Genomic DNA, 20,102 nt, shown 5'->3' on the forward strand with positions numbered 1-20,102 from the left:
GAATCTAGATGATAAGACTGTTTGCACTCACTCACCTCCGCAAGATTTTCCTCTACTTCTAACACTTGTGTTGTAATTTTTTAGAGGGAATTGTGACTAAGTTTATTTTAGCGTGTGAAGAAGTGCGATCGCCCCTTCCTGCGTCAAATTTCAGGCTAATGGGAGTATTTTCGATGTTGCTAAAGAGAGTATGTTATACTTTTGGGTGGAAAGTATTGAAATTGATACTAGATAGCCCTAATGCCTGAAAACATTAAGCCGATTCAAAAGATTCTCTTTGGTAGTCCAGGGACGGGAAAAAGCTACCAGATTCGGGAAATTGCTAGAGATAAATTAGGAATCCCTTTCGATGACACTAACCACACTGTTAAGACAGTGTTTCATCCAGAGTACACCTATGCTGATTTTATGGGGAAATTGTTGCCCCTCACCCAAGGCAACTCGATTATTTATAAATTTTATCCAGGGCATTTTATCCGCATCTTGGGAATGGCCTACCAAGGTTTAATTGAGGGGAATAACGATCATTACCTGCTGGTAATTGATGAATTAAATCGAGGCAATGCTGCTGCTATTTTTGGAACAGTATTTCAGTTACTAGATCGCGAAAGTGATGGCTGGTCGAGTTATGAAGTCGATATTTCTGACATGGAGTTAGTTGGCTTACTGGAAGCAATGAATCAGGAGCCAAGCATTGACAATAATGGAGTAATTTATGTCAAAGATGGAACTGCTAAAAAACCGTATAAGTATTTTTTTGAAGAAAAAAAACAGAAGTGGGAAGTATATACATCATCTGATGGCAGCAAAGTATGTAGCCTTCTACAGCAACGTCGAATTAATATTCCACCTAACTTGTCTATTCTCGCGACAATTAACACTTCGGATGAATCCATTTACTACCTGGACAGCGCCTTTAAGCGGCGGTGGGGCTGGGAATACGTTAAGGCCCCAGTAGGAAAATTTAACCAAGAATCTATTCCAGAAGAATTGCGAGATGTGAAGTTAGTCAGGGATGGTAAAGAAATAGGATGGTGGTCAGACTATTCATACTATATTGTTGGAATAAACGAATTGATTAAATCTAATTATCAGGTGATTCGGCGGATTGAAGATAAACAAATTGGTTGGTGGTTCATAAAACCAGAAAACGGTCAAGTGGAGCTTAGTGAAGTAAAAGATAAATTGATGTTTTATCTTTGGGATAGTGTATTTGCAAGAGATAAACGGCCATTAGAACAGTTTTTATCGACTCCAAATAAGCAGGTAAAATTAACAGCCTATTCAGATTTTCTAGGTTTGGTGGAAGAATTTACCCAAAAAGTATGTGAACTAGGTTTCAGCTCTTATGTCAGCATGCCCTCTGAATTTTGATATCAGCTATTTACTCAAATTTCAGCACAGTAAGTACGGAAGAACAAAAGAGTATTGTTAGGATTTGCCAATTATGATTAACTTCAATTCCTTAAAGTTAATAGTACCCGATAATTACTCGTTTGTTGGCATTCAAAAGCAAGATGACGAACTGTACTTTTATCTACCTAAAGGATTTGATGATAGACTCTCTGAGCTTGACACATTTGTAGGTAAACGAGATTTGTTTTTCCTACTCTATAAAATTTTCGGCACTTTTAAAGAAATCTGTATTCAGAAAGGTTATATAGATGATATTGGTGAGTTGGGCACCCAGGATCGTGATGGTGTAATTAACAGTCATCGGGGTTCTGAAATTCAAGATGAGGAAGACGATTCAGAAAATATATTTTACTCGAAGCTGGACATTATTACTCACTTTTTGAAGGCTTATGAGGAACCCAAAATTTTAGCCCTTGTTTATCGATTGGGCAAAAGTAACAAGTTTGATGTCAGCCAGATTCATAAATACTTACACCAAGCTGTGTATTTACCTAATCATGCAGCTTATGTCGATGAAATGCTACTCCCACGACGAGTAATGCAGTTTGAATCTACTGATATTGTCACGATGTATTGCTATCTATTTTGCGAGATTAAGCAGCACCTTGGAGAGGTAGTAAATGCTGAAATTACAGCATTAGCTGAGCGATTTCGTCAGCACCATCTCGGAACTCAAGACAGTCTTTTTGATGAACATAGTTATGAGCAGGTTTTAGATATACTCAAGGATGCCTTAGAAACAATTGACCATAACACACCCATAAAAGATGCTGATTGTTGGCAGTATTACGAAGCAATCAAGTTATTTCTTTATGGCAATTGGCATCAAGCAGAAAATGGTGAAATTTGGGGAATTAAAAATTTTCATAGTGTTTGGGAGTCGATGTGTTTGACCTATATAGTACAAAGAACTGATCCCTCATTGCTACTTTACTTGGATGAGCGCTATCTAAGTTCTCGAACAGTGGAAAGAGCCAAATCATCGGCTAAGCTCATTAACTTATCAAACGCTTTCAATATCAATGGTTCTTCAATGATTCCAGATGCGATTGTCTTTGAATCGATTACCCATAAAATTAAGGATAAGAAGAATTATAAAGTGTCTGCTAATTATTGGGATGATTATGGCTATAAAACGAGCATTGATGGTATTTATATTAATCGCCATGTGAGAGTTGGTTATATTAATCAAACAACTGATAATCATACTCTCAACAAGTTACGTGAATTATATAATATTGATAAAAACTCAGGAGATGTGATTATTAATGCTCCGTTACCCCAAAATTTTTACTCATTTTGGGAAATCGATTTTCCGCTTGATTCAGAATCTCTCCATAAGATGTATTACTTCAATCATTTCTTTTATTTGTCCATAAATAAACAGATTATGGACTGGGATAGATTTAATAAAGAAATTCTTCAACCTTTGGGTATATTTTCTCGTCTTTCCTATCAAGGTACCAGAGCACAGCTTTTCCATGATTCACTTTTTCGGAATAAAGATGTTGAGTGGATGAGAGAAAAGTTTAATGATTTCATTCGACAATTTTTAAATCAATATGAATGTTTTTGGGAAATAATCGACATCAAATACTTAGACACTAAATACTTCCGAAATCCCAACAAAATTGAAGAAATTAAACGTAGAAGTATCCGTAAACAGTTTGTCTATGAGCATTTGCTTCAAAAGACTTTAGAGAAGAGAAAGGATCAATACAGTAATTTGAGTATTCGGAGTAGCTTTTGGCTCCCTAGCTACCTACCTGATGATTCAGAATTGTTACAAGATGACTCGACTTTCATGGATGGCTACATTAAATTAAAAAATGTGAATTTTAAGTTATTGGCTGAAACCTATTTCGCTTAAAGCCTTTCAGCTAAAATACAGCTTACACCACATTCATCTAAATATGATCGAGTACATTCAAATCGAGCATTTACGGCTTTTTGTTAACAACCAAGGTATCCAAGATGCCTTTAAACATTGTTACCACAATTTGGCGATCGTTATCTCTCACAAATATATCGTAATTGGGACTTGAGTTAATTTCAATTAACCAATATGCTCCGTTTTTATCTAGTGCTATGTCAAGCCCCGCATAATTAATCGCAATTTCTGCAAAAACAGGTTTAACAAAATCTTCAATCTCAGACATGAGATAGGGGTTAATTATATGTTGGGCTTTTGCACCTTCCCAGTGCAGCGGGCTTAAATTGCCCGCAAATTTAGCCTGAGATTTGTCTTTCTCGTACAGCAAAACTAGCTTTTCTTTGCAGAATACAGCCCGATATTCGTGGGCAATTTCGATATATTCTTGAGCTAGCGCCACATAGTCATAATCTTTGCTGTTGACGTTAAATATAATTTCTAGCGCTTCTTTAATTTGCTCTCGAGTTTTACACAAAAAAACATTGTTGCCACCAGCACCGCGATTTCTTTTGAGAATCACCGGAAAAGCGAATTTTTTGTTTACTTCTAAAACTATTGATTCAATATCGGGGAAACCCAAATACTTTTTATACTTCTCCTCGCAGTGAGGCGAGACAAAACCGAGAGTTCTGGGAGTATTTATTTTGCCGTTTAATAGTTGATAGGTATATTCTTTATCTTTAAAAATCTCTGCTACTGACGCGCTGTTAAATGGCGTCATGTAATTGACAAAATAATATTCTTCGCCGCCCTGTTTGATTCTAATCAAGTTTTGGGAAGGATGCAGGATTTCGTAAGGGATCTTTAATTCCTCACAAGCTGCCAGCAGGATTTCAATATTGGTTAGCATAAAATGTAACTTAATTAGAAAGTAATTTTAAAGATTTGAGATTAGAGAATCGCTTCCCAATCTCAAATCTCAAATTCGTTAGCGCAGCCCTCGAAGAGGATCGCACTTTTACCCGAACAACCGCTGCTGCCCGTTTGCGGCATCTTTCCCGGCATAAATCTCGCGCGTTCCCTTGGGAATGTAAATCCAATCGAATTCTTGCAAGCGGTTTGTCAAATTGGAAATGCTCACTCCCAACTCATCTCTCATTTTGTATAAATGCGACCACTTTGTTAAATCGCGTCCCTGTCTTTTTTCCTCCAAAATACACCGAGGCATCAACAGACAGCTTGCAAAATATTGCGCTTGCCATTCGATCGACAAAACCTTATTATCCGCACTCGCACCCCGACAAACAAACGGTTCCTCGACATCCTGGGCGGTTTTTTCTTGATTGCCCAAGTTTAATTCCAACTGTTCCACAGTGCCGTCTGCTTCGTCTTGATTGACGTGTAGCACCCAGTGGCCGATTTCGTGGGCGATCGTCGATTCGATGAAACCCGGCGGTTTTTCGAGAATCTGTTCGTTGATTTCGATTAACCGCTGCTGCGGCAAAATCCTCGCCGCGATCGCACCTTCTTCATCCGGCTCAATGCACTCCCAAACTACGCCTAAATCCAGAAAATCAGCAACCGTTGTCGCATCAAAAGGCCATCTCGGAGCAAAATTTTGCGTTTTCTGCATCTGCATCAAGATGTCATTTGCCAAACGCTCGATCGTTTCTTTGGGATAGAAGCAATACGGCTTAAAAATACTCACTATGAGGGGCCTCTCTTACGCTTCAAAAGACTGTTTGAGCCAATCTGGATTTTCTTGCATCCGGCGGAAAAGAGCCTGCATTTCCTTCGGATTCTGCTTCAGCAGCGCTTCGTACTGCTGCGGCAGTCTCCCCGCCAGGAAAATCAATTCCTCTTCGTTTATGTCTAGATTCCGCGCTAATGCTCGGATTACGTCCTCTTTTGGCGCATAATCCGCTCGATCGTTCTCCAACTTCGACAAATAAGTAAAATCCACACTTAGCATAGCAGCTAGCTCACGTTGTGAGTAAGCTTTGTCCTTGCGAGCTTGACGGATCAGTCTTCCAAATGTTTGTTCCACGGTTTTTCGCCTCCTGACAAGCATTCTAGCCTGTTTTGATGAAAAGTTCAACAAAATACTTGACGGGAAAATCAACCCGCGCTACCATGAGGTTAGTTGACGGTTTAATCAACTCCATAAGCCTGACTGGTAGGGTTAAGGGTGCAAATTAGCCTGGCTCACACGCTACATATAGCGTCATCAACTTTAGAGGAGTGAGAAGCGCTGGGCGTCAAAACGCTTGTACGCAGCAAATAAGGAGGAGCAGATAGCAAATGCTGAGAACCTGGACAGACACGCATTACAAGCTCGAAGACGATGACTGGCTATACATCGCCACCCACGAAGAACAAAGCTCAGCCTCACTGGTTTGTCCCGGCTACGCGCGGGATGGCGAAGGCTTCAGCATCCACTTCACCCCAGCGCACCTAGAAACGTTAGAGCATTTGCTCGCTGCGCTGCGGATTATCAAAGCTCAACAAGAGGCGGTGCTTGAGTATACCTATCCCGAACCAAAAGCGACAACACATCTCATTAGGTAATGGAAGGAAGAAGGAAGAGGGAAGAGGGAAGAGGGAAGAAAAATAACTCCATTTTTGTGAGTTCCAATTCCCAATTACCGATTCCTAATTGTCAGAACATAAATCAATAACTAAGGAAAAACGAACAATGACTACTAAAACACAAGAAAGACCTACATTTTCAGTATTTGGTGCCAAACCGAGTAATGCTTTGCTAGTACCCGAAATTCCGATCGCAGTGCGTAACAATTGCCAAAGTGGCCAATGGGCGATCGGCGACAGCGACTACGGTTCCAAGTGCTCCATGACAATCCTCAAATTCTCCAAATTCTTTGGTTCCCTCGGCCAAACTTCCCACACACTGTGGGGTCAACTCTGGTTCGTCGCAGAAAGTGGCGAACTGCCGCAAGGAGTTGTCATGGTGACATACATCAAAAACCGCAGTTTGAACGATTTTAACCGTTTGGTAGCATCAGTTCAATCTCGCGGCGTAGAGCCAGCAACCGGAATTTTTGTTCCCGAATTTGTCAAGCATTCCGGCCAGAAACCAGACGACAGCGGAGTAGTAAAACCGATTAACTACTACAGCTTGAAATGGTCTTGGATGGAGCGTAAAGACTGGGGAGTAATCGACCAAGCCGCAGCAGTTTTGTCAGATTCTAGCAATCAATCGCGGATGATTGACTTAGAAGGAACAAGGGCTATGGTGTGTTTAGATAACCTGCCGGCGCAGCAAGTTGCCTGCTTGATGGCCGCTCACGCTAGCGGTGAAAGCGATGCTATTGCTTTGAATTCCAACGGTAGTATGTCGCTACCGCCAGCGGAAGACAAATCTACTGCTGACTTGTTCTAATTTTGTTGTAAAGGCGCGATTAAATCGCGCCTTTACCATAACTGTTACAACGCATAGTGAAATGAAGAAATTAACGAATCTAAAAACCCAACCAAACCTCCAAGAAAGCCGTTTGAAAGAGAATCTTGAGCTGCTAGACCAAATTCGGGCAGACGCAGTTAATGACATCGAAAGTCTCACCGAAGACTTCCAACACATGACTTTAGTTGCCGAATCTGTCCAGCGGAATTACCGAGCTTTGTTAGCCGAAAATCAATTGCTAAAAGGCACACTCTTAAGTATAATTGATGAGTGCGGCTGCAGGCAAGGAAATCGGTGCGATCGCTGCTGGAAAATTCTCAAAATTCTAGGTATTGCCAATCCCGAAGAAAAACCCGACGCAGTTAGAAAGTACCGTTCCATTCTCAGCCAACTCCGCAACTTAGAATAACTGAGAAAGTCTCACTTAAAAGTGTCAAAAAGTTATAATCAGGAGAAGCAAACATTATGACAATAGCCACTGCCAAGGATAGCAAAGCCCAAATTTTGCAAAACTTTCAGCAGATTTTAGCCGACAAAAAAAAGATCGAATCTAAAGTCGAAACCAAAGAACAGTCAGCCGAAAAAGCCAAAAACAAACAACTCCTCGAAGTCGCCTCCACCTACACAATTGACAGCATCGTCAAAGGCTTAGCAGACTTACAATTAGATTTCGGCAGCACCATCAGCGGACTTTCCGAAAAACTGAAGGCGGAATCTTCCAAATTAGACGAATTAAAACGCGCGATCGAAATTGAAGCGGCACAATTGCAAGAGTTGCAGCAAATCAGAGTTGTAGCAGATGCCCTCCACATTTTAACTCAAGAGCACCGAGAAAAATTGACCCTGCTGGAACAAAACGCTGCTAACCAACGCGAACTTATCGAAAAAGACACCACCCAAAAACGCAAAATTTGGGAAAAAGAACAGCAAGAATTTGATGCAGCAGTTCAAGAAGAAACTGCACTCATAACTAAAAAGCGTCAGGAAGAAACAGCCGATTACCAATATGAATTAGAACGCACCCGCAAAATCGAAACCGACGAATACGAAGAAACGAAGCGTAAACTAGAACGGCATTTGCAAGAATCCACCCGCGAAAAAGAAAAAAATTGGGTGGAACGGGAAAAAGTCCTCAGCGACAATCAAGCGGAGTTTGAAGAGAATCAAACAAAAGCCGCCGGATTTGAAGAAGAACTCAAACAGGCTTATGTCAAAGCCAAAGAAGAAGCAATTCAAGAAGTTTCCCGCGAAGCTAAAGTTAAGGCAGATTTAGTGGATAAAGAATGGGAAGGAAGCAAGCAGGGATATGAATTGAAAGTCATATCTCTACAGCAGACAATTGGACGCCAAACCGAACAAATCGCCGAAATTTCCGCGCAACTGCAAGCCACGATGAAGCAAGCGCAAGATTTGGCAATGAAAGCTTTTGCCAGCAAATCTTAAAACCCAGTAAGGTTTGTAATGTGTACCTTACGAAAGAATGAGATAAATTCCCAACTATTAAGGAATGAAAAGTCATGAACAAAAAACTTACCGACAAAAGTACCAAGGCTGAAATTTTAGAAGCGTACAAGGAAGCAGCGCAAGAAAAAGCGCAGTTAGAATTGCAAATCCAACAGCTAAACGCTTCCCAAAAGCAAACAGCAGTCCCCGAAAAACCTATTGTGGAGGCACCAAAACCAATGGCTTTAACTCAAAATCCACCCAAAATGCAGTCCACAATTGATAATTTGATTTTGCTGCAATTTGGCTTTGGCGGCGCAGTCAGCGAGTTGTCTGAGAAATTAACTTCGGAAGCTGCTAAAGTCGAAGAATTGCGGCGCACTGTGGGCGAGGAAATTCAACAACTGCAAGAGTTGCACAGTTTAGAAGATGTTGCAGAAGATACGCTGGACAATTTAATCCAACAATACGAAGAAAGCGCCAAAACATTTAGTGCAGAACTCAGCGAACAGCGCGAAACTGTTGAACAGGAATTGTTGGAACGCCGACAAGGTTGGGACAAAGAGCAGGAATTGCAAAAGTTGGCAGTTAAAGAACGTAAGGAGAATGAGCAAAAAAATCGCGATCGGGATGAAGAGTTGTATGATTATGATTTGAATCTTCAGCGAAATCTGGACATCGAAGAATACAAACAGCGCCAGAAAAGGCTGTATCAAGAAATCGAAGAGTTTCGGCAAGAACAGGAGAAACAGTGGGCGGAACGCGAAAATTCAATTTCGGAACAGGAAAAACTTTATGCTGAAGTGAAGGCGAAGGTAGAAGCTTTCCCGAAAGAACTGGAAGCTAATATCAAGAACGGGAAAGATAACGGTCGCAATATTGGTAATTACCAAGCTAAAGTTAAGGCTGATTTGTTGGCTAAAGATGTTGAAGGGCAAAAGCAAAATTATGAACTGCAAATTCAAGGGATGTTGCAGACAATTCAAAATCAAGATGAGCGCATTGCTAGCTTGTCGAAACAATTGGATTCTGCTTTGAAACAGGTTCAAGATTTGGCGGTGAAGGCGATTGAGGGATCATCGAATTTGAGCTCTTTCCAAGCAGTGAGGGAAATTGCGATCGAACAAGCGAAGACTCAACAGAAAAATAAGTAGATCAGACGCGGCGGTTGAAAGAGGCTGTTGGCGAATTTAAAAATGGTTTTACCCCTCACCCCTAAAAATAATGGCTCTGGACTAAAGACTTAATTAACCATATAGCTATTAAGTAGTCAGAGCGAAACCCAATGCTTTATTCCATATGTGAGGGGTAACACCCTTGGCGAATTCGCCAAGGGTCTCTTTCAATGGCCGAATCCCTCGCCCGTCGTTAATCAAGGTTAATATAGGATTTGAGGGCGATCGATACTACAATGCCATTAAACGCTGCATCGCTTCTGTCTGAAATGCTACACGAGTTGGAAATAATGACAGATCCGTGGCAAGATTAAGGGAATGTTAAGTTATGCGACGCTTTCGCAAACAAGATTTCCCGCTGAAACTGTCCCCTTAACCCACCTTCCCCATTAGGAACCCACCCATCTATGATTCCCAACCATTCCTTCGCGGCTGACGAGCATTCTAGCAAACCCGACAAGCCCGAGGAAGCTTGTGGCGTTTTCGGTATCTACGCACCGGGTGAAGATGTCGCCAAGTTGACCTACTTCGGTTTGTATGCCCTGCAGCACCGGGGTCAGGAATCAGCAGGAATTGCTACCTTTGACGGTGAAAAAGTCCACCTGCACAAAGATATGGGACTGGTTTCCCAAGTCTTCAACGAATCGAGTTTAGGTCACTTGCCTGGTAACTTAGCTGTAGGCCACACTCGCTACTCTACTACGGGCTCGTCGCGCGTGGTCAACGCTCAGCCTGTGGTTGTCAAAACTCGTTTGGGAAGTCTGGCACTAGCACATAACGGTAATCTTGTCAATACCAAAGAATTGCGGGAAGAGTTGCTTTCTCGGAAGTGCGAATTTGTCAGCACGACGGATTCAGAGGCGATCGCAGTGGCGATCGGTTCCGAGGTAGACAAGGGTAAAGACTGGCTCGAAGCAGCGATCAGCGCCTTTGCTATGTGCCAAGGAGCCTTTAGTTTGACGATCGCCACCCCCAAAGGCGTGATGGGAGTCCGCGACCCGCACGGCGTCCGACCGTTGGTAATTGGCATCCTCCCCACAACTCCGGTACGGTACGTTTTAGCATCGGAAACTTGTGGTTTGGATATTATCGGTGCTGAATTTTTGCGGGACGTAGAACCGGGAGAATTAGTTTGGATTACAGAGGAAGGTATGGCTTCCTTCCACTGGAGTCAGCAACAAAAGCGCAAACTTTGCATCTTTGAAATGATCTATTTTGCTCGACCCGATAGCCAGATGGAAGGTGAAAGTTTGTACAGCTACCGCCTGCGGATCGGGCGTTTGTTAGCAGCAGAATCTCCGGCTGATGCGGATATAGTGATCGGCGTTCCCGATTCTGGAATCCCGGCGGCGATCGGTTTCTCTCAAACTTCCGGCATTCCTTACGCCGAAGGATTGATTAAAAATCGCTACGTCGGGCGCACTTTTATTCAACCGACTCAGACAATGCGGGAGTCAGGAATCCGCATGAAACTCAACCCTCTTAAAGATGTGTTGGAAGGAAAGCGGGTAATCATTATCGATGATTCGATCGTGCGCGGCACAACCAGCCGCAAAATCGTCAAAGCATTGCGGGATGCGGGTGCAACCGCCGTTCACATGAGAATTTCCTCACCGCCAGTGACTCATCCTTGTTTCTACGGGATAGACACCGACAATCAAGATCAGTTGATTGCTGCTACTAAGTCAGTTGCAGAAATCGGTGCCCAAATTGGGGTTGATTCTTTGGCTTTCTTGAGTTGGGATGGAATGCTGAGGGCGACTAACGAAGACCCGATGAGTTTTTGTTCGGCGTGTTTCACCGGTGATTATCCGATCGACGTTCCAGAAATGGTAAAACGGTCTAAGCTCATATTAGAAAAAGCTGGAACCTAGAAAATCAAAAATAGAGAAAGCGATCGCCCGTAACTTTCGGCAATTTATGGATTTTCCAGTTTTTCTGGTAAGTCATTGCCAGAATGTGTGTAGAAATGTTACATTAACTTAGTTTTAGCAATTCTTGCAGAATTTGTGAACTGTAGTGAACAGTCGGTTGGGTAGAACTTGCGTGAAACCCAAAACTCTGATTGGAAATTGGAGATTGGTCCTTAAATCTAAAATCGCCAATCTAAAATCGATGGGCTTTTCCCTACACACTCGTTCACAATTTTTGCTCGAAACGCTGTATGCTACCTGCAGACTGGAGGTAGTTCCTCCAGATGTCCACTCTCAGATGGAAGTCGCATTTCGCACCAACAACGGGCACATGAGATTTTTTCAGATAACAGGGTCGATCGCACTAATTTTTCCCATACAACTATTCCACAAGCCAACTTGCTTGAGAATCGCGGACGGGCTATTCATGCGAACTAAAGAACTTTAGAAACCCTTGCAGATTAAAAATATGGCTCCTTGCAGGTTGAATGTTACCTCACCTGCACAGAGATACAAGCCCCCGACTCATGTCGGGTAGAGCCAAAAAATTTAGATCTTAGTTAAGTTCCCAAATTAATCTGTGGAGTGAATCTAAAATCTAAAATCTAAAATCTAAAATCTATTGACTGTTACAAGAAGGCGGAATGCGGTTTCTCAAGTCAGCTTAAATCGGAAACTTCGTGCAATCAAATACTGTTCTCAATCCAGCGAGCAATCAAGGCTCATCGTCTCGTACAACAGAGTTACCTTTTACTCTTCAAGATATCAAGGCAGCCATTCCAGCCCACTGTTTTGAGCCCTCGGCATGGAAATCTCTGGCTTATTTCTTTTTAGATATTGGCATCATCGCAGGTTTGTATGCGATCGCCTACACCGTCGATTCCTGGCTCTTTTACCCAATCTTTTGGTTGATGCAGGGAACCATGTTTTGGGCATTGTTTGTAGTGGGCCACGACTGCGGACACGGTTCATTTTCTAAGAGCAAATGGCTCAACAACCTGATCGGACACCTCTCCCACGCTCCAATTCTGGTGCCCTTCCACGGTTGGCGGATTAGTCACAGAACCCACCACGCAAATACAGGCAGCTTAGATAACGATGAAAGCTGGTATCCGGTATCGGAGAGCAAATACAATCAAATGCCTTGGTACGAAAAGCTGGGACGCTTTTATTTGATGTTATTTGCCTATCCAATTTATCTATTTCGCCGATCGCCCGATCGAACTGGTTCTCACTTCATGCCCGGTAGCCCGCTTTTCCGTCCCTCCGAAAAATGGGATGTGTTGACGAGTTCCGCATCCTTGGTACTGATGGTAGGCTTTTTAGGCGCGCTAACCTATCAGTTTGGTTGGCTGTTTTTACTTAAGTTCTACTTGGTTCCCTATGTAGTGTTCGTGATGTGGCTGGATTTGGTAACATTCCTCCACCACACAGAAGCCGATATTCCTTGGTATCGCGGTAATGATTGGTATTTCTTGAAAGGTGCATTGTCTACGATCGATCGCGACTACGGAATCATCAATTCCATCCATCACGATATCGGCACCCACGTAGCGCACCACATTTTCTCGACAATGCCGCACTATCATTTGAAGGAAGCAACGGAAGCAATTAAACCAGTGTTGGGCGATTATTATCGCAAGTCAACCGAGCCAATTTGGAAGAGTTTTATTCGCTCTTACTGGGATTGTCATTTTGTCTCCGATATCGGTTCTGGAGTTTACTACGAATCACCTAACAGTCGGCGATCGAATTGAGGCGCGCAAGTTAACTTAAAACTCTTTCGAATCAAAAACCCGGTTTTCTTGCAAAACCGGGTTTCTTGTATTTACAGCAGATTGCAAGAACGATATTCACCAACAATTTCGACGCCATCTTTTTTGAGCTGCGAGTTTGGTAAATCCGCCACGGGTGGAGCTTTTGACTCTTGTTGTCACCCCGTCAGCCCTGTCTGGGTTTCCGGCGGGGTTGTCATCTCGCCTGGTGGGATGGGCCAAAGAACCCGTTTCAGCTAGAATAAATGCAAGATATCACAAGACTAATTTAGAGGTGCTGTAAGGCGATGACTGTGGAAGAAGCACTGAGAATTTTAGATACAGCGATCGCGCCAACTTCCCTCAGCAACATCCAAGAGCTCGTATTTCGTAAATCTTGGGAAGGGCTATCTTATTTAGATATTGCTGATAGCGCTGGCTATGACGCTAGTTATATCAAAGATGTGGGTTACAAGTTATGGCAACTACTCACTAATGCACTTGGAGAAAAGGTTACTAAAAGCAATCTTCAAGCAGTTATAGGGCGGCGATCGCGTCAGGTATCCGTAGAATCATCCAGCACACAGATACAAAAAATACCGCCGCTGCAACAGCAAATTCAACAACAAGAATTTTCTACACACCGCCACTGGGGAGAAATCGTTGATGTCTCGACATTCTACGGTCGAAATCAGGAATTAGCAAGACTGCAGCAATGGATTGTTAGCGACTCCTGCCGTTTGGTTGCCTTAGTAGGAATGGGGGGAATTGGCAAAACCTCATTGGCTGCAAAAGTAGCGATCGCACTTCAAAACAACTTTGACTTCCTGATTTGGCAATCCTTACGCAATGCGCCACCAATTGAGGATGTATTGTTAAATTTGATTCAAATTATTTCCGAGCAACAAGAAACGGCAATCCCGACATCGTTGGCGGATCAAATCTCTCAACTGATGGGATATTTACGTTCTTCGCACTGTCTTTTGATCCTCGATAATATTGAGACAATTATAGGCAGTAACGATGACGCAACATTCCCTGGTCGAATAGAACAATATCAAGAAGGTTACGAGGGATATGGGGAACTTCTCAGACGAATTGGCAGCGAATACCATTCCAGTTGTCTTGTTTTAACAAGTCGGGAAAAACCCACAACTTTGATGCCGTTGGAAGGCGAAACCTCACCTGTGCGAACCTTACCCTTAATCGGGTTAGGTTCCCTGGAAGTGCAAGAAATTTTTCAAGCCAATGGCTGTTTTTCCGAAACAGAAACCGATTGGATAAATTTAACTCAACATTATTGCGGTAATCCCCTGGCGCTCAAAATTGTCTCGACAACCGTGCGAGATTTATTTGATGGCAATATTACCAACTTTCTGGAGCATGGAGCCCTCGCTTTCGGAGATATAAATATTCTGCTAGATGGGCAATTTAATCGTTTGTCAGACTTGGAAAAGCAGATCGTGTATTGGCTGGCGATCGAGCGAGAATGGATAACGCTTGCCGAGTTGCGGGCGGATTTTGTTTCCATCCCTTCACAATCTAAACTGCTGGATGCTTTGTTATCCCTGAGAGGGCGATCGCTGATTGAAAATAATGCCGGAAAATTCACCTTACAACCTGTGGTGATGGAGTATATTACCGAACAGTTAATCGAGAGATTTAAGCGGGAAATTCAGTCGCAAAATCTAGATTTATTCGTTACCCATGCCCTGATTAAAGCCGAGGCTAAAGATTACATCCGGGAAAGCCAAATTCGCTTGATTTTAGCACCCCTGGCTGAGCGACTAATGGGCGAATACCGCTCTAATAAAGAGGTTGAATATCAACTTAATGAGGTTTTGTTTCGGCTGCGTTCGCAATTCCCTAACTCAGTTGGGTATGCTGGGGGAAATATGATTAATCTGTTGCGCCAACTGAAAATAGAGTTAAGTGGCTATGATTTCTCGTACTTGAGTATCTGGCAAGCTTATCTGATTGGTACGAACTTGCATCGAGTTAACTTTGCCAATTCCGATCTGTCTAAATCAGTCTTTACCAGTAATTCAAATGGGGCTATGTCTGTTGCCTTTAGCTTTGATGGAAAATTGTTGGCAGTCGGCAATGCGGATGGTAAGATTCGAGTTTGCCGAACCCAAGATTATCGAGATTTTCTCACCTGTGAAGGACACACCAGTTGGATTGCTCGTGTTGCTTTCAGTCCCAACAATCAAACTTTAGCAAGTGCCTCTTTTGACCATACCGTCAAGTTATGGGATTTGGCTACGGGTGAGTGTATTCAAACATTAACAGAGCATACCGGATGGGCGGATTCTGTTGTATTTAGTCCCGACGGTCGAACCTTAGCTAGTGGTAGTTGGGACTGCACAATTAAGTTGTGGGATGTGGCAACGGGTGAATGTTTAAAGACGCTTCAGGGACATACCAATTTTGTAACGTCGGTGATTTTTAGTCCCGACGGTCAACTTTTGGCGACTTGTAGTTACGACCAAACTATAAAATTGTGGCTGCTTGAAACAGGGGAAATTATTAACACATTGCAAGGGCATACACACATCATTCGGTCGATTGCTTTTAGTCCAGATAATCAAACTTTGGTCAGCGGCAGTTGGGATGGTACTGTTCGCTTGTGGGAGATTTCTACAGGACAATGTTTAAAGATTCTGCGGGGACATACCGATCCTGTTGCAGGAGTGGCATTTAGTCCCGATGGTTGTGCGATCGCTAGTGCCAGTTATGATTGCACGGTTCGACTCTGGGATGTTGGGACAGGCCAGTGTTTCAAAATTATGCAGAAACACTGCGGTTGGATCTGGTCGATCGCATTTCACCCCCAAGGTCATACTCTGGCAAGTGGTAGCTTAGATTGCACCGTCACCCTCTGGAATCGGGAAACAGGAGAATCATTCAGGACGCTGCATGGCTACAGCGCTGGGATTAAATCGCTTGCCTTTAGTCCAAATGGGCAGTTCTTAGCCAGCGGTAGCGATGACACAACACTCAAATTATGGGATGTCCAATCTGGTGAGTGTAGCAAAACACTGCAAGGACATACAAATTGGGTTTGGTGCGTTGCCTTCAGTCCAGATGGTCAAACCCTTGCTAGCAGCAGTAATCGTGGCATTATCTGCTTGTGGGATGTCGCTACAGGTCAATTGCTGCGGATCGTGCAGGGGAGTACAAGCATTCCGAATGTCGTGTTTGCCATTCGCTTCAGTCCAGACGGTCGCACATTGGCAAGTAGCGATAATGCTCATACTCTCCGATTATGGAACGTTCAGACTGGTGAATGCTGCCAAATTCTGTCAGATAATTGTCGTGCTTGGTCAATTGCTTTCAGTCCAGATGGCACAATTTTAGCCAGTGGCAGCGACGATCGACTGGTGAGATTGTGGGATGTGCGTTCTGGGGAATGTTTCAAAACCCTTTCAGGTCATACCAGTTTGCTGTTTTCGGTTGCTTTTAGCCCAGATGGAAAGATTTTGGCAAGTAGCGGTGACGATAAAACGATAAAACTGTGGGAAGTTGAGTCGGGAAAATGTCTGAAAACCTTGCCAGGTCACGCAGCTTTAATTTGGTGTCTGCGGTTTAGTTTAGATGGTCGCATTTTGGTCAGCGGCAGTCACGATAAAACAATCAAGTTGTGGGATGTGCGTTCTGGAGAATGTGTTAAAACCATCCAGAACTATACATCTGAAGTTTGGGCGATCGCAATTTCTCCCGATGGTAAAACCCTAGCCAGTGGCAGCGCTGATGGAACTATTAATCTGTGGGAGATGGAGACGGGAGAATCTGTCGGAAATCTGCGATCGCCTAGGCTTTACGAAGGCATGAATATTGCAGGTGTCACGGGTCTAACCGATGCTCAAATATCAACACTTAAGGCGCTCGGAGCAGTGGAGATTGGGCATAGTCATTAGTCATATCATGTGCGCCTAATTAATGTCCCACTGCTGCTAAGGATTTTGGCATCGATCGCTTAGAAACCGCAGAGATCGATGGTAGTTTCACCCGATCGGACTCTCCAATCGCCCGGTCAGTCCATGTGCCCGATCGAATCGCCTCCCATAACGCGATCGTTGCCGGTTCTGGTTCGGTGGCTAATTCTTGTTCTAAAGCCTGACAGCAGCGATCGTATTGCTTCAAAGCAGCCGTGCGCCGCCCGCACTGTGCCAAAATCCGCATCAAAGATTGATGGGCTGATTCATTCCAGGGTTCGAGTTGCAACTGCCGTTGCACGTAATGTTGTGCTTTTTGATAGTTATGGTGGTGTTCGTAGTGTGTGACAAGTGCTGCACAAGCGTTGACAACAAATTCATGGAAGCGTTGGCGATTCAGCATCACCCACGCTTCAAAGGCTTCGCTATCTGGGAGTTGAATCCGATCTAGAAACGCTCCCCGATACAAAGCAACTGCTTGTTCTAAATCAGACACGCATTCTGGGTCAAGTTCAGCATCCGAATGGGAATGTTGACTGTGGCGATCGAGCAATTGAGTCAATATAGCGACATCAAACGTATGCTCGATCGTAGGATTAAACTGAATCGTGTTGCGCGTGGTGAGAAATAGCGGTGAGTCAACCGTCGAATCTCCTAGCAGATGACGGAGCGTGCATAAGGCTTTGCGAAGATTGCTGCGAGCGTTTGACTCGCACTGATCTGACCACAACAGCGCAGCCAGACGATCGCGGTGATGGGGATAGTTTGATTCGATCGCTAAATAGGCAAACAGCGCCCGCACTTTTTCATAGGGGAAATTCAGGATTGGCTGCCCATTCACCATTACCTGCATCGGTCCGAGCAATGCTAACGCTAAACAAGTCATAATATTGTGCCTCCTACAAAAACTTAATTGAGTGAGTAGTTTGTGATTTGGGTCAATTCCCAGAACTTAAATTGTGCATTTGAGTCAGTTCTCTTTGCTTGAAATACCAATTCTAAAAACTCTTGCTACAATCTGCATCCTGGGCTTTCTTTAAGGCAATCAACCTACTATTTTTACGGCGTTGCATGAGTTTTGGAAAATAGTATTAGTATCAGGGGGTTTGTTTGACCTCATAAACCCAAGTTAAACCAATGCACTGACAATGCCAGCCAGAAAAAGCCTGAAAAAGTCGTATGTATTCATTCAGGATCTGAGAAAGTACCAACAGGGGCTCTTCTGTTTCATTCTGTGTAGGGGCCGCGCCCCCGTGCCGGTCCCGGGGCTGGTGAAACGCCGATTAAATTGTCTGTGGGGGGGTAGGCACTCTTGGCACTACAAGAGTCAAAATTGCGGTTTTTCCGAGAATGAAACAGAAGAGCCCACGGGGGTTATCGACCAAAAGTTACACCGTGGACTTCGATCTAGTTCTAATTTACTGATGAGTAGATTTGAGTAGGTTTTTATAAGCGGTACTGAGGAAAAAGATGATATTTATAAAATTGCTGAGTTTGGCAATTAGAGCCAAAACAGTAAAGCCAGAAGTTTTTACCAATTCACGATAAATTCACGCTGCTGTGGACGATGGTTAGACGATGCCTTGTTAGGGTCTACACATGACTGGATTAACAAGAAACAGGAGCAATATTATGTCTATTACTGGTACTGAAGGAAACGATTTTCTGCTGGGAACGTCTGGACCAGAATCCATTTTCGCTAAAGGAGGGAATGATACCCTCTCTGGACTGAATGGTGATGATAACCTGTCGGGCGGTCTTGGCAATGATACTCTGTTGGGCGGTCGTGGCAACGATATACTCGATGGAGGTCCGGGTAATGACTTTTTGCAAGGGACGACTGGAGAAGTAATCAATGGAGAAAAAGACCGTCTTGTGGGTCGGGACGGCGGAGCAGATCGGTTTATATTGGGCGACAGTTCTGGTGTCTTCTACCGTGGCTTCGATAGTTTCGCGACGATTCGAGATTTCAATCATTTCGATGGCGACAAAATCGTTCTGAAGGGTAAAGCATCTGATTACAAACTGCAAACAGTGAATGCCGTTGATATGACGATTCGCTCGGCCAGCGACAACAACCTGATTGCCGTCCTCGAAAACCCCAAAAATTTCTCCTTGGGCGTTGATGTCACATTTGTTTGAACGGAATTAAGTCATTCTTGCTTAAATATCAAAGTCTTTAACTAGACAAGCAAAGCTCGCACAGGCGGGCTTTTTTTTTTGACATATGGGGGGCAGCGCCTTTGACACGGAGATTCTATTAAACGGAAACCGGATTGCTGTTGTTCAAGACACGATCAATGTGCCTAATTCCTCTTTTATTAGCGTTTATGATTCCGATTGAAATAAAGCATCCGTACTCTTTTGAGTCGTGTATGCGTTACGCCATTAACGCACCCACATAAACGCGTTTTGTAGGGGCAATCCCCCGTGGTTGCCCCTATTTCTAGGATGGTTGCATCATTCCTGACCGATTACCAATTACCAATTATTACTTGAAATTATTAACTTTTCAGGCTAATAGCAGTTGTAATTGTCCAAGCATCCACCAACAGCAGCAGCAGCGTACAGAAGAGCAAAATAAGATACATCCAAGGCTGCGAAAAAGAGCGAACATCTCTAGTATCAATACCTGTTTTTGCTTCGACCAAACCGACTAATTTACCAAACCCAGCCACTCGCATTGGCAGCAAATAACCTTCTCCCGAATGACTCAAAAAATAGTAAACTAAACCTCCTTGACCAGTCGATCGAGGTTTGAGAGCTTTTACCTCAGTCCAAGGTAGCGACCAACCCTTGCGAAAAAAACCCGGAAACCACTTGGGATATGTGACTTCAATCCCTTCCTCGCTCAAAATTACCCTTTCACTGAGCACGCCGTACAGGCCCACAGCGCCGACAACAATTCCCGCCCAGAGTGTGGTGGGGGGAACGGGTGCTTTAGTTACTTCCGACAAAAAGGGCAAGGGAATTGTCAGGGCTGTGTACAAGCTCAACAGCGTGATTCTAATCAGGGGAGAAAGCCGGAATATCGCCGGCTCAAATACTGGGGCAGAAGATGGGGAAGAGGCGATCGGTTGTGCTGACATGGCTGAAATTTGAGAAGCTGTTTAATGATATTTTTGCACAGATTTCTGGGGGGTGAACCAAACTCCTAGAAATATCCAAA

General features: G+C 43.6%; 16 protein-coding genes. 11 read left to right on the forward strand and 5 right to left on the reverse strand.

Annotated elements, in window-relative coordinates:
* The first annotated feature begins 240 nt into the window (after positions 1-240).
* Both QUA27_RS07940 and QUA27_RS07945 read left to right on the forward strand, forming a co-directional pair.
* Positions 241-1,374, forward strand: a complete 1,134-nt coding sequence (locus QUA27_RS07940) for a restriction endonuclease (protein ID WP_333067341.1) — start codon at positions 241-243, stop codon at positions 1,372-1,374.
* A 73-nt stretch (positions 1,375-1,447) separates the two neighbouring features.
* A complete protein-coding gene (locus QUA27_RS07945) occupies positions 1,448-3,286 on the forward strand; it encodes a hypothetical protein (protein ID WP_333067342.1) in 1,839 nt (612 codons plus the stop codon).
* A gap of 70 nt (positions 3,287-3,356) precedes the next feature.
* Here QUA27_RS07945 and QUA27_RS07950 read toward each other — a convergent pair whose 3' ends face one another.
* The 3 genes from QUA27_RS07950 to QUA27_RS07960 all read right to left on the reverse strand — a co-directional run bounded on the left by QUA27_RS07950 (position 3,357) and on the right by QUA27_RS07960 (position 5,336).
* Entirely contained in the window at positions 3,357-4,199 is an 843-nt protein-coding gene (locus QUA27_RS07950; protein WP_333067343.1) for an ATP-grasp domain-containing protein, read from the reverse strand.
* 108 nt (positions 4,200-4,307) lie between these two features.
* The gene (locus QUA27_RS07955) at positions 4,308-4,997 is read right to left on the reverse strand and encodes an ImmA/IrrE family metallo-endopeptidase (protein ID WP_333067344.1); all 690 of its coding nucleotides are present in this window, start codon (positions 4,995-4,997) and stop codon (positions 4,308-4,310) included.
* A 15-nt stretch (positions 4,998-5,012) separates the two neighbouring features.
* Complete coding sequence (locus tag QUA27_RS07960; protein WP_172189318.1) at positions 5,013-5,336, reverse strand: helix-turn-helix domain-containing protein; 324 nt, start codon at positions 5,334-5,336, stop codon at positions 5,013-5,015.
* Between the two features lie 254 nt (positions 5,337-5,590).
* Between QUA27_RS07960 and QUA27_RS07965 the strand changes: the two genes are divergently transcribed.
* The 8 genes from QUA27_RS07965 to QUA27_RS08000 all read left to right on the forward strand — a co-directional run bounded on the left by QUA27_RS07965 (position 5,591) and on the right by QUA27_RS08000 (position 16,915).
* Complete coding sequence (locus QUA27_RS07965) at positions 5,591-5,857, forward strand: hypothetical protein (protein ID WP_190662273.1); 267 nt, start codon at positions 5,591-5,593, stop codon at positions 5,855-5,857.
* 127 nt (positions 5,858-5,984) lie between these two features.
* Positions 5,985-6,689, forward strand: coding sequence for a hypothetical protein (locus QUA27_RS07970; RefSeq protein WP_333067345.1), 705 nt, complete (start codon positions 5,985-5,987; stop codon positions 6,687-6,689).
* A gap of 61 nt (positions 6,690-6,750) precedes the next feature.
* A complete protein-coding gene (locus QUA27_RS07975; protein WP_333067346.1) occupies positions 6,751-7,119 on the forward strand; it encodes a hypothetical protein in 369 nt (122 codons plus the stop codon).
* A gap of 56 nt (positions 7,120-7,175) precedes the next feature.
* Positions 7,176-8,153, forward strand: coding sequence for a coiled-coil domain-containing protein (locus QUA27_RS07980; protein WP_333067347.1), 978 nt, complete (start codon positions 7,176-7,178; stop codon positions 8,151-8,153).
* A 74-nt stretch (positions 8,154-8,227) separates the two neighbouring features.
* Positions 8,228-9,307, forward strand: a complete 1,080-nt coding sequence (locus QUA27_RS07985) for a coiled-coil domain-containing protein (RefSeq protein ID WP_333067348.1) — start codon at positions 8,228-8,230, stop codon at positions 9,305-9,307.
* A gap of 428 nt (positions 9,308-9,735) precedes the next feature.
* On the forward strand, positions 9,736-11,202 hold the full coding sequence (gene purF / locus QUA27_RS07990) for an amidophosphoribosyltransferase (RefSeq protein ID WP_333067349.1): 1,467 nt from the start codon (positions 9,736-9,738) through the stop codon (positions 11,200-11,202).
* 719 nt (positions 11,203-11,921) lie between these two features.
* Positions 11,922-12,998 carry a DUF3474 domain-containing protein gene (locus QUA27_RS07995; protein WP_333067351.1) on the forward strand — a complete coding sequence of 359 codons (1,077 nt, stop codon included), beginning with the start codon at positions 11,922-11,924 and terminating at the stop codon, positions 12,996-12,998.
* Between the two features lie 305 nt (positions 12,999-13,303).
* On the forward strand, positions 13,304-16,915 hold the full coding sequence (locus QUA27_RS08000; RefSeq protein WP_333067352.1) for a WD40 repeat domain-containing protein: 3,612 nt from the start codon (positions 13,304-13,306) through the stop codon (positions 16,913-16,915).
* 19 nt (positions 16,916-16,934) lie between these two features.
* Here QUA27_RS08000 and QUA27_RS08005 read toward each other — a convergent pair whose 3' ends face one another.
* On the reverse strand, positions 16,935-17,819 hold the full coding sequence (locus QUA27_RS08005) for an AfsR/SARP family transcriptional regulator (protein ID WP_333067353.1): 885 nt from the start codon (positions 17,817-17,819) through the stop codon (positions 16,935-16,937).
* A gap of 746 nt (positions 17,820-18,565) precedes the next feature.
* On the opposite strand from QUA27_RS08005, the gene QUA27_RS08010 reads away from it, so the two are divergent.
* Positions 18,566-19,075: a calcium-binding protein gene (locus tag QUA27_RS08010; RefSeq protein WP_333067354.1), complete on the forward strand. Its 510-nt coding sequence runs from the start codon at positions 18,566-18,568 to the stop codon at positions 19,073-19,075.
* A gap of 362 nt (positions 19,076-19,437) precedes the next feature.
* On the opposite strand, the gene QUA27_RS08015 is transcribed toward QUA27_RS08010, so the two are convergent.
* Positions 19,438-20,022, reverse strand: a complete 585-nt coding sequence (locus QUA27_RS08015; protein WP_333067355.1) for a hypothetical protein — start codon at positions 20,020-20,022, stop codon at positions 19,438-19,440.
* Between the last annotated feature and the right edge of the window lie 80 nt (positions 20,023-20,102).

It is taken from the genome of Microcoleus harperi Pol14_C6, assembly GCF_036701295.1.
Classification (GTDB): Bacteria; Cyanobacteriota; Cyanobacteriia; order Cyanobacteriales; family Microcoleaceae; genus Microcoleus.

Coding starts and splice junctions, on each gene's coding strand:
- QUA27_RS07940 (WP_333067341.1), top strand. CDS start 241: ATGCCTGAAAACATTAAGCCGATTCAAAAGATTCTCTTTGGTAGTCCA.
- QUA27_RS07945 (WP_333067342.1), top strand. CDS start 1,448: ATGATTAACTTCAATTCCTTAAAGTTAATAGTACCCGATAATTACTCG.
- QUA27_RS07950 (WP_333067343.1), bottom strand. CDS start 4,199: ATGCTAACCAATATTGAAATCCTGCTGGCAGCTTGTGAGGAATTAAAG.
- QUA27_RS07965 (WP_190662273.1), top strand. CDS start 5,591: ATGCTGAGAACCTGGACAGACACGCATTACAAGCTCGAAGACGATGAC.
- QUA27_RS07970 (WP_333067345.1), top strand. CDS start 5,985: ATGACTACTAAAACACAAGAAAGACCTACATTTTCAGTATTTGGTGCC.
- QUA27_RS07975 (WP_333067346.1), top strand. CDS start 6,751: ATGAAGAAATTAACGAATCTAAAAACCCAACCAAACCTCCAAGAAAGC.
- QUA27_RS07980 (WP_333067347.1), top strand. CDS start 7,176: ATGACAATAGCCACTGCCAAGGATAGCAAAGCCCAAATTTTGCAAAAC.
- QUA27_RS07985 (WP_333067348.1), top strand. CDS start 8,228: ATGAACAAAAAACTTACCGACAAAAGTACCAAGGCTGAAATTTTAGAA.
- purF (WP_333067349.1), top strand. CDS start 9,736: ATGATTCCCAACCATTCCTTCGCGGCTGACGAGCATTCTAGCAAACCC.
- QUA27_RS08000 (WP_333067352.1), top strand. CDS start 13,304: ATGACTGTGGAAGAAGCACTGAGAATTTTAGATACAGCGATCGCGCCA.
- QUA27_RS08005 (WP_333067353.1), bottom strand. CDS start 17,819: ATGACTTGTTTAGCGTTAGCATTGCTCGGACCGATGCAGGTAATGGTG.
- QUA27_RS08010 (WP_333067354.1), top strand. CDS start 18,566: ATGTCTATTACTGGTACTGAAGGAAACGATTTTCTGCTGGGAACGTCT.
- QUA27_RS08015 (WP_333067355.1), bottom strand. CDS start 20,022: ATGTCAGCACAACCGATCGCCTCTTCCCCATCTTCTGCCCCAGTATTT.